The sequence below is a fragment of the Microcystis sp. M079S1 genome, assembly GCF_020246425.1.
Taxonomy (GTDB): domain Bacteria; phylum Cyanobacteriota; class Cyanobacteriia; order Cyanobacteriales; family Microcystaceae; genus Microcystis; species Microcystis aeruginosa.
In genome coordinates, this window is the sequence record NZ_JADBSZ010000043.1 from 1 (window position 1) to 2,558 (window position 2,558).

Here is a 2,558-nt window from a genome sequence, read left to right on the forward strand (position 1 = left end):
AAATATTATTAATAAATTGGAGGGAATAATAACGTCATTGATCATTTGACATCGGTCAGTGCGAAGTAATGTTCACCTGCTGTCGAAACCTGCATTTTGATCTCTTTGTTCATATCTCTTTTAAGCTTCTTCCTATAGAAACAGACCACTGCGGCTCCTATGGAAACCAAGAGAATGACGAGAAGGATGTAGAATAGAGTTCCGGTTACCGTTGTAACCACCATAGAGCTGACTTCGAAGCAGCCTTAGTCTTCGAGGGACAGTTTTCTGCATAATTGACCGGTTAGATCATCCTAATTTTTGTATTATAGCTAAAAATAACAAAAAAATTACGATTTGTTTATTGAGAAGGAGCAAAGGATACCTTCCGTAATTGACGAAAGCGTTTCTATCTTTTTCCAAAGTGACAAAAATCTATGTTTTCGAGATGGATTGCAGTTAATTCACATTTGAACACCTATCTAAAAAGCTGGAGATTGCGGTATTGATAGAGAAGCTATCGATATTCAACTTATCCATGACGTTTACTGCGCAATCATGGGAATACTTTGATTGTAGATAATTGGGAAGGCATTGGTCTCTGAAATTTTGGACGTATTGGAAATATTTGGAATTGTAGTGGTTGAAGATAAGGAACTGGCGAATGTCTTACTATATCAATATCTATGGCGTCTTTTCATCTATTTTAGCGTGTTTTTACGTGATTCAGGCGAACAGAATTCTCCCCGACACCCGCAGGAAGCCACATTCTAAGCCTTGCTGCAGATAATCGCGTTATCGCCATGACTGCATCCCAAAGAGGCGATTCTCGGTCTCCACTCCACATGCTTGGGCAAGCTCGGCAGTTTCTCAAAAACTTTCTTCAGCAGGACCAAATTATCATACGATGGTGCGCTGAGCGAGCTGGACCAAACCTACAGCAACTTCAAATTAGAGTCTATGGGTGAGATGGTGAGCGAGCCGAAGACGGGGGTTTCTTTCTGATTTTTGAGAATTTGGAAGTTGGTCGTGTTCATGACTCCTGTGAAGAAGCTATTGGAGTCGTACATTTTGCAGTGATTGACGATGAAGGCGTTATTATCGGTGACGATGATGAAGCCGAACCCGCCGGCCTGTCGGATGCGGGCGATTTTGTTGGACATGCCGCAGGTGGGTTGAACGATGTTGCTAAGGTCCATGACTGCGATGACGGGCGGTTGGTTTTGGTCTCTTTGGAATTTTGATTTTTGCAGTTAGGAGCAGCTGTCTACTTCGGGGATGATCAAAAATTAGAATAGACTGTTTTTTATGTTCGAGATTTTGGGTTATTCTGTTAGGGGCCGAAGCTCTGAGTGAGGGAAAGAGTACATGCGACATCTTTGGATGTGGAAAATGTGATTTCTCCTTTGAGGAGAGACTCAGAGCTGTCGACTGAGACTAGGAAAATGAAGAGGAGGAGTGTGATTTACTTGCTTAACATTTTTAAATAATTATAGTCAGATTTAAATATAATCTATCTACCCTAATAGCTTAAGCTTATTTCTTTTGAACCCTTTTCACTAAAACTTGCCACCCTTATAAAAAATAATTACTCTCAATGTTAATAATATTAATTATTTTTAATATAGTTTTCCCTATTATAATATTGCAAAGGCAAATCAACAACAGCCATGTAATAAGAAAAACCTCTCAGTAATTTCTTTGGGGACTACCCATCGATCCTGCGCGGCCTCGACAAATTGAAAATCCAGGTTGCTACTGATTTTCAGCAGCAGCTTCTTGAGATCGAAACCGACTTGCACAACCTCATCATCGCCGCCCCCGAGGGGTCCGGCAAGACCATAGCTTTGGTGCTGCTATCTGTGAAGAAGTTTATTAATGAGGAAGAGGGAATCATTATCTTTTTGAGCCACTCGAAGGACCTTTCCCAGACGCTGCACCACGTCCTTTCGAGCATAACGAAAATTCCGATAGTGAATCTCTACATGCAGGAGGTGGGGCAGATATAGAATAAGCACATCATCATCGGCAGCCCTCTGCAGGCCAATAATTTGTGGAAGAAGGAGAAGGACAGAATCGTGAGTATCACTATACCTTAGGTTGACTATTTGTTCAGTTTTGGCTATGGGGATGCCTTGGAGCTGCTCGCCGGAAGCATCAATTGCAATAAAGTCGGATTCAAATTGTCCTGCATTACCCTCAGTTCAGAGATATAAAAGTTCAAAAATTAGTGGATGAAAAAATCGATCAAAATAAACTACTAGCCGCCAGTCATCTAAGAGCGGCAAAAAGTGGAATAGCAAATCAGTCATTTCTATGCTGTTGGGGATAAACTCACCATTCCCATCAGTTTGTACGTCACTTTGAAATTTGGCCTCGTCAATCCCAAAATTTTGGTCCTTGTTGAGAATATTAGAGAAGTCTATCGGTATGCTCTCTTCCTGGAACGGTGTCACATCCCTGCAGTGGGGATATACAATGTGGAAAATCCGATTAATTTGAGATTTTATGTGTTGCAGGTTTGGATGAGCGGATCCACTAACATTTTGATTGCCACTAAGGATATTCTCAAAGATATC

The 2,558-nt window shown here is 41.2% G+C and carries 3 protein-coding genes; 2 read left to right on the forward strand and 1 reads right to left on the reverse strand.

The annotated features are described in order from the left end of the window. Positions 1-995 precede the first annotated feature (995 nt). Together IM456_RS02425 and IM456_RS02430 are read left to right on the forward strand one after the other, a co-directional pair. Positions 996-1,223: a hypothetical protein gene (locus tag IM456_RS02425; RefSeq protein WP_287712734.1), complete on the forward strand. Its 228-nt coding sequence runs from the start codon at positions 996-998 to the stop codon at positions 1,221-1,223. Between the two features lie 495 nt (positions 1,224-1,718). Beyond that, positions 1,719-1,988, forward strand: a complete 270-nt coding sequence (locus IM456_RS02430) for a DEAD/DEAH box helicase family protein (protein WP_287712735.1) — start codon at positions 1,719-1,721, stop codon at positions 1,986-1,988. Between the two features lie 195 nt (positions 1,989-2,183). On the opposite strand, the gene IM456_RS02435 is transcribed toward IM456_RS02430, so the two are convergent. Further along, positions 2,184-2,558, reverse strand: a 375-nt coding sequence (locus IM456_RS02435; RefSeq protein ID WP_287712737.1) for a hypothetical protein, incomplete at its 5' end; no start/stop codon positions are given.